Genomic DNA, 7,356 nt, shown 5'->3' on the forward strand with positions numbered 1-7,356 from the left:
GGCGGCAGCGGCGGACACCCCCGATCCCCCCGCGGATGTGTACAAACTGCTGGAGGACCCCGAGGTCACCTCGGTCGGACAGGAGCCCGCCCACGCCCGGCTGACCCCGTACGCCGACACCGCCGAGGCCCTCGAGGGCGGCACCAAGAGCCGCTGGACCGCCTCGCTCGACGGCACCTGGAAGCTCCACATGTCCGACCGCCCCGAGGAGGTGCCGAAGGACTTCTTCACCGAGGACTACGACACCTCCAAGGGCGGCTGGCGCAGTGTGAGCGTGCCGCACACCTGGCAGACGGACGGCCTGGACCATCCGGTGTTCCGGAACATCCCCACCGAGATGTATCCGGACGACCCCCCGAAGGTCCCGCACGACGTCAATCCGACCGGCGCCTACGTCAAGACCTTCGAACTGCCCAGGAGCTGGGAGAAGCGGCGGACGTTCCTCCGCTTCGAGGGCGTCACCAGCGGCTATCCGGTGTGGGTGAACGGCTCCTACGCGGGCTATGACCAGGGTGGCTACACCCCCGCCGAATTCGACATCAGCGACCGGCTGCACCCGGGCCGCAACACCATCGCGGTGCAGGTCCACCGCTGGGGTTCGGGATCGCATCTGGAGGACTACGACCAGTGGCGGTTCTCGGGCATCTTCCGCTCGGTCGGGCTGTACTCCACCCCGGCCGAATATCTGCGGGACGTCACCGTCAAGACCGGTCTGGACAGCCAGTACCGCGACGCCCGGCTGACCGCCGAGGTCGATGTGGCCGCCAAGGGCCCGGAGCACGCCTCGGACGACCGCAAGGTGCTCGGCACCCTCTACGACGAGCGCGGACGCGAGGTGACAACGATGTCGGGGACGGTGGGCGACGGCGGTGGCTCCACCACCCTCACCGCCGATGTGGCCAACCCGGCCAAGTGGACCGATGAGACGCCCCACCTCTACACCCTCGTCGTCCGGCTCACCGGCGCCGACGGCACGGTCACCCACACCACCGCCCAGCCCGTGGGGTTCCGCGAGATCGAGATCAAGGACAGACAGCTCCTCGTCAACGGGAAACGCATCCTCGTCAAGGGCGTCAACCGCTCCGAGACCGACCCCGACACCGGCCGCCACGCCACCCGTGAGCGCACCGCCTCCGACGTCTCGCTGATGAAGCAGCTCAACGTCAACTCCGTGCGCACCTCGCACTACCCCTCGGATCCGTACCTCTACGAGCTGGCCGACGCGCGCGGTCTGTGGATCGACGACGAGGTGGACATCGAGACCCACCACCACGACGCCTGCCCGGACGACTGCCTGGCCGAACGGCCCGAGTGGCAGGCGGCGTTCATGGACCGTCTCACCGCGATGTACGAGCGGGACAAGAACCATCCCAGCGTGCTGATGTGGGACACCGGCAACGAGGCCGGACTGGGCAAGGCCCACTACGCGATGGCCGACTTCCTGGACCGCGAGGACCCGGCCCGGCCGGTCTACCACCAGCCCAACAGCCCGGACGGCGACGCCCCGTTCGCCGATGTCTGGGGCCCGCGCTATCCCTCCCCCTCGGGCCTGGAGGAGAAGGCGAAGGCCACCACCAAGCCGATCATCATGGGTGAGTACGCCCACGCCATGGGCAACTCGCTCGGCAACTTCAGGGAGTTCTGGGATGTGGTGCGGAAGTACCCCCAGGTCCAGGGCGGCTACATCTGGGACTGGGCGGAGCAGAACATCACCCAGCCGCTGCTCACCACCCCCGACACCTCCGGCAACGACATCCTGTCGTACGTCTCCGGAAAGCCCGGTCTGGTGGCGGGACACCAGGGCAAGGCGCTGGAGCTGTCCGGTCTTGACGACTTCGTGGAGGTCTACCGCGATCCGAAGCTGGACGCGGTGTCGGACGCGCTCACCCTGGACGCCTGGGTGAAACCCGCCGACTGGACCGGCTCCTTCACCATGATCGCCAAGGGCGACCACAGCTATGCGTTGAAGATGCGCGACAAGGACACCCTGGAGTTCTTCGTCTACGGCGACGGGGACTGGCACACCGTGGCGGCCGATGTCCCCGCCGGCTGGTACGGCTCATGGCATCGCGTCTCCGCCACCTTCGACGGCCGGACGCTCCGGCTGCTCATCGACGGGAAGCAGACCGCGTCGGCCGACTGGACCGGCAGCGTGGGCTACTCCGCGCAGCCGGTCAACATCGGCCGCAACCCGGAGACCGACCAGGAGAACATCCGCACCCGGATGGCACACGGCACCGTCGACCAGGTCCGCGTCTACCACGAGGCGCTGAGCCCCGATCAGCTCGCCGCCGACCCCAGCGCGGACGCGGTGCTCGCGCTCGACTTCGACCGGCTCGACCGTAAGGGGGACTTCCTGTCCTACGGCGCCGGGACCGGCGGGGTCGACGGGGTGGTCTCCTCCGACCGCACCGTCCAGCCCGAGGCCCGCACCATGGCTGCCGTCCACGCCCCGATCCGGATCGCGGGCGACGAGGCCCGCGCCGGCCGGGTCGAGGTGCGCAACGAGCGGTCCTTCACCGGCACCGGCGACCTCCGGCTGCGCTGGCGCGTCACCGAGGGCGCCCGCACCCTGGCCCAGGGCAGTCGCGGCCTCGACCTCGCCCCCGGTGAGCGGAGCACCCTCCAACTGCCCAAGCCGCCCGCCAACCCCCAGGACGCCGACCGGCAGCTGACCGTGGAGGCGGTGCAGGCGGCGGACACGGTCTGGGCGAAGGCCGGACACCGGGTTGCGGTCGAGCAGTTCGACATCGGCGGCCGCCGGCTCGCGGGCACAACGCCCGCGCGGGCACCGGGGAAGGTGACGGCCACCACCTCCGGCGACCGCCTTACGGTCACCGGCGACGGCTTCTCGTACGGCTTCGACAGGGCCAGTGGCGAGCTGGTCTCCATGAAGTCCGGCGGCCGGGAGCTCCTCGGCTCCGGCCCCGAGCTGGACGCCTGGCGCGCCCCGGTCAGCAATGAGATCGGCTCCGAGGAGGGATCCTGGCGCGAGGCGGGCCTGGACCGGCTGCGCACCAAGCCCGGCAAGGTCACGGTGGACGAGCGGAACGGCGAGGTCGTCGTCACCGTGCCCTCCTCCGCCACCGCGCCCGGCGTCAAGGACTCCTCGTTCGCCCAGACCCTGCGGTACACCGTCAGCGGCACCGGGGAGCTGCGCCTCGACCACCGCGTGGAGGCCCGGGGCGCGGCGCGCAAGGTGCCCTATCTGCCCCGTATCGGGCTCTCGCTGCGCATACCCGACCGCTACGACCGGTTCAGCTGGTACGGGCGCGGGCCACAGGAGAACTACAACGACCGTAAGGACGGCGCCCCCGTGGGGGTGTACTCCACGGACGTGGACGAGCAGTTCGCCGGATACACCAAGCCGCAGGACTACGGGAACCACGAGGACGTCCGCTGGGCCTCGCTGTCCGACGGCAGCGGCGGGCTCCTGGTGTCCGGGGACTTCTCTGCCGGCGTGACCCCCTACACCGGGATCGACCGCGCCGCCTACCCGTTCGCCCTCCGCAAGGACCCGGGAGGCAACACCCTGCACCTGGACCACGCGGTGAGCGGGGTGAGCGAGACGTTCCACACCGTGCTGCCCGAGTACCAGGTGCGGCCCGCCAAGGAGTACGCCTACACCCTGCGGCTGCGCCCGCTGACCGGCGCCGAGGCCCGCACCGGCACCCCGCGCGGCCCGGTGGTCTGCGCCCCCGAGGCGAAGCTCACCGCGGCCGACACCACGGTGCCGGCGGGCGGCTCCACCCCGGCCGAGCTGACCGTCACCAACCCCTGTGACACTCCGCTGCGCGATGTCACGGCCGCCTTCGGCCTGGCCCAGGGGTGGACCGCCGAGCCCGGCACCTTCGACCTCGGCGACCTCGCGGCGGGCCGGACCGCGACCGTACGGACCACGATCAGCCGTGGTGAGGGGAGTCCGGACGGTCTACGGCCCGCCGTGGCCGATGTCCGCGCGACCTCGGCCGGTGGCGCGCGGGTGAGCGACTCGGCGTCGGCCGAACTCGACGGCACGCCTCCGCCGCCGCACGGTGAGGCGGCGGTGTCCACGCTCGACTTCATCACCGCGGACAACGGCTGGGGCCCGGTCGAACGCGACCGCAGCAACGGCGAGTCCGCGCCGGGCGACGGCAAGACCCTCACCATCGACGGCACGACCTACGAGCGCGGCCTCGGCACCCACGCCGACTCCACGGTCGAGGTCTTCCTGGGCGGCAACTGCTCGACGTTCACCGCGAAGACAGGCGTGGACGACGAGGTGGGGGCCGACGGCAGCGTCGTCTTCGAGGTATACGCCGACGGCGAGCGGGTGTACCGGGGTGAGACGGTGCGCGGCCCGGACGCGGCCGTACCGGTGGAGGCCCGGGTCGAGGGCGCGCAGCGGCTCCGGCTGCGGGTCACCGACGGCGGCGACGGCAACGCGCATGACCACGCCGACTGGGGAGCGGCCACGGTGCACTGCGGAACGGAGTGACATGACAGCTGGTGGGCGCGGGTCCCGGTCATTCGCCGCCGGGGCCCGCGCCCTCCGCGCCCTGGAGGAGCTCCTCCAGCCGGTCCAGGAACACCCGCTGCTTCGTCACCATCTTCCGGCGGGCCTCGTCCAGGCCGAACCAGGCCACCCGGTCGATCTCGGGGAACTCCCGCATCCGGCCGGAGCCCTTCGGCCACTCCATGGCGAACGTGCCGGGGGTGATGTCCGCCGGGTCAAGATCGCCGTCCAGCGCCCAGGCGATGACCAGCTTGCCCCCGGTCTGGGTCACGGAGCCCAGCGGAACCGGCTCCCCGCCGGGCGGGGGCACGCCGAGCTCCTCCTGGAACTCCCGGCGCGCGGCGGCCTCCGGGGTCTCGTCCTCGTCGTACTCCCCCTTGGGCACCGTCCAGGCGCCCGCGTCCTTGGTGGCCCAGAACGGGCCTCCCATATGGGCGAGCAGAACCTCAACGGCCGGGCCCGCACCCCGGTACAGCAGGAGTCCGGCGCTGCGCTTACGAGTCACGGTGCCCAGTGTGCGCCCACGAGGCCGGGGCGGGGCGCCGGGCCCGCCACTCAGACCTTACGGGCGCGGCCGAGGTATCCCCTGCGGGCGCGGCCGAGGTATCCCTTGCGGGCGTGGTCGAGGTGTCAGCCCTTGCGGGCGTAGCCGAGGTGTCAGCCCTTGCGGGCGTAGCCGAGGTAGGTGACCAGCGGCCGGGCGTCCGGGGCGAGGACGAAGTCGACGATCGGCGGGATCTGCTCATCGGTGATCCGCCCCCGGCGGCGCGCCATGGTGGCCTTGACGAGGCTGCGCGGATCCTTGGGTTTGAAGTCGCAGATGTCCTCGTTGCGCAGCCCCTGCCGCTCCAGGGCGGCGGTCAGCTCGGCGGGGGTGCGCAGCCGGGCCGCCGTGTAGCGGCCGGCGGGCATGATCCGGGTCATCGGGACGCGCTGGAAGGCGCCGAGGTAGATCAGCCGGGAGAGCAGGGTGCGGTTGACGGTGTCGTAGATCAGCACCCCGCCGGGCCGCAGCACCCGGGCGGCCTCCGCCAGCACCCGGTCGAGATCCGGGGTGATCTCGAAAGTGTCCGCGTAGTAGGCGAGATCGAACGCGCTGTCGGCAAGGCCGAGTCGCTCGGCCGGCGCGGTGCGGTGGTCGATCCCGGGGTGCTCGCGCTCGCCCGCCTCGCGCGCCATCTCGGTGGCGGTGGCGGAGGGGTCGACGGCGACGACGTCGAAGCCGAGACCGGCCAGCCCGCGGGCCAGCAGCCCGCGGCCGCTGCCCACGACCACGGCACGGCTTCCGGACGCGGAGAGGTCCACGCTCTTGAGCGTGGTGCGGACGTACTCCAGACGGCTGTCCTGGAAGGTGACGGCCCTGATCTGACGGCCGTCGACGGCCTCGGGCGACCGTGAGTCCAGTTCGATGTGCGGGGCGGCGGCCATCGTCTTCTCCCTCACGGGTGCGCGGATTCGCGGATTCACCGGTGCCTGGGGCGGCCCGGGCGGGCTCGCCGGGTTCCCCGAGGAAACCTAACACTCTTAAGTTCCCTCAGGGAACTCGGGTAGGGTCGTGTCATGACCCGTACTCCGCTCGCCGATGTGGCCTGTTCGATCGCCCGCGCCACCGATCTGTTCGGCGACGCCTGGACGGCACTGATCATGCGGGATGTGCTCACCGGGGTCACCCGCTTCGACGATCTCGCCCATGACCTGGGCATATCGCGTAAGGTCCTGGCCGCCCGGCTGTCCCGGCTGGTCGAGGAGGGGGTGCTGGTCCGGGAGCGGTACCAGGAGCGGCCGCCGCGTGAGCACTATCGCGCCACCCCCAAGGGCGAGGAGCTCTATCCGGTGCTGCTGGCGCTGATGGAGTGGGGCGACCGCTGGTACGCGGGCCCCGCCGGGCCCCCGGCCCGGATCCGCCATCTCGGCTGCGGGCGGGACACCACGCCGGTGTCCGCGTGCGCCCACTGCGGGGAGCCCCTGACGGCCGCCAACACCACCCAGCTCCCGGGCCCCGGCGGGCGCACCGGCCCCGGCACCCGGGTGCTGGGTCCGCTGCTCGCCGCGCGGGAGGACAGGCGGGAGGACACCCCGGAGGCCGGGCGTCCGGCGGCGGTTTGAGCGAATGGCACGGGGCACTCGGCACAGTACCGGGTGCATCCGACCACGAGGAGCGCCGACCATGCGCTACGAAGAATTGACGGGCCTGGTCCAGGCCCGGGCCCAGCTCCCCGACCGGCAGTCCGCCGAGCGGGCGGTACGGGCGACGCTCGAAACGCTCGCCGAGCGCATCCCGGACGGGCTGGCGGACCATATGGCGGCCCAACTGCCGCAGGAGGCGGCCGAGCCGCTGCGGCGCGTCGCCGCCTCCCATGAGGGCTCGCCCGAGGAGCGGGAGTACCGGCGGGACCACGGCGAGCGGTTCGACCTCACCGGTTTCGCGGGCCGTATCGCCTGGCGCACCGAGCACACCGAGGAGGAGGCGCTGCGCGAGGCGGCCGCCTTCTTCGAGGTGCTGGACTCGGCCGTGGACCCGGAGCTGATGGAGAAGCTCTACGGCGTGCTGCCGAACGACATCCGGGAACTGCTGCCGGAGTCACGGGCCGAGTAGAACGCGCGGAGCGAGCAGGGTTCACAGCCTGCCGACGGGGTGGCCGGCGGACCACGCGGCGGAGCCGCGTATCGATCCACGCGGCGGAGCCGCATATCGATGCTTCCCCCTCCCCGCCCCTTCCCGCAACCAGGGGCTCCGCCCCTGGACCCCGGAGCCTGGGGCGGAGCCCCGCCACGCGACGGAGCCGCATATCGACGCCACGGGAAGGGGCAACGCCCCGACCCGGAGCCTGAGGCAGGTGCCCCCACCCGGGACCTGGGGC

Annotated in this window: 5 protein-coding genes; 3 read left to right on the forward strand and 2 right to left on the reverse strand. The window is 72.0% G+C overall.

From position 1 onward, the window contains the following. The first annotated feature begins 37 nt into the window (after positions 1-37). Complete coding sequence (locus GWI24_RS36920; protein WP_308344212.1) at positions 38-4,477, forward strand: glycoside hydrolase family 2 TIM barrel-domain containing protein; 4,440 nt, start codon at positions 38-40, stop codon at positions 4,475-4,477. Positions 4,478-4,505: 28 nt separating this feature from the next. On the opposite strand, the gene GWI24_RS36925 is transcribed toward GWI24_RS36920, so the two are convergent. Both GWI24_RS36925 and GWI24_RS36930 read right to left on the reverse strand, forming a co-directional pair. Continuing rightward, positions 4,506-5,000 carry an NUDIX domain-containing protein gene (locus GWI24_RS36925; RefSeq protein ID WP_210950410.1) on the reverse strand — a complete coding sequence of 165 codons (495 nt, stop codon included), beginning with the start codon at positions 4,998-5,000 and terminating at the stop codon, positions 4,506-4,508. A 152-nt stretch (positions 5,001-5,152) separates the two neighbouring features. Further along, complete coding sequence (locus tag GWI24_RS36930; protein WP_210950411.1) at positions 5,153-5,923, reverse strand: bifunctional 2-polyprenyl-6-hydroxyphenol methylase/3-demethylubiquinol 3-O-methyltransferase UbiG; 771 nt, start codon at positions 5,921-5,923, stop codon at positions 5,153-5,155. Between the two features lie 132 nt (positions 5,924-6,055). On the opposite strand from GWI24_RS36930, the gene GWI24_RS36935 reads away from it, so the two are divergent. Next, positions 6,056-6,601: a helix-turn-helix domain-containing protein gene (locus tag GWI24_RS36935; RefSeq protein WP_210950412.1), complete on the forward strand. Its 546-nt coding sequence runs from the start codon at positions 6,056-6,058 to the stop codon at positions 6,599-6,601. Positions 6,602-6,662: 61 nt separating this feature from the next. Further along, complete coding sequence (locus GWI24_RS36940) at positions 6,663-7,091, forward strand: DUF2267 domain-containing protein (protein ID WP_210950413.1); 429 nt, start codon at positions 6,663-6,665, stop codon at positions 7,089-7,091. The last annotated feature ends 265 nt before the right edge of the window (positions 7,092-7,356 follow it).

It is taken from the genome of Streptomyces sp. MK37H, from assembly GCF_018035285.1.
In the GTDB taxonomy this organism is placed as follows: Bacteria; Actinomycetota; Actinomycetes; order Streptomycetales; family Streptomycetaceae; genus Streptomyces; species Streptomyces endocoffeicus.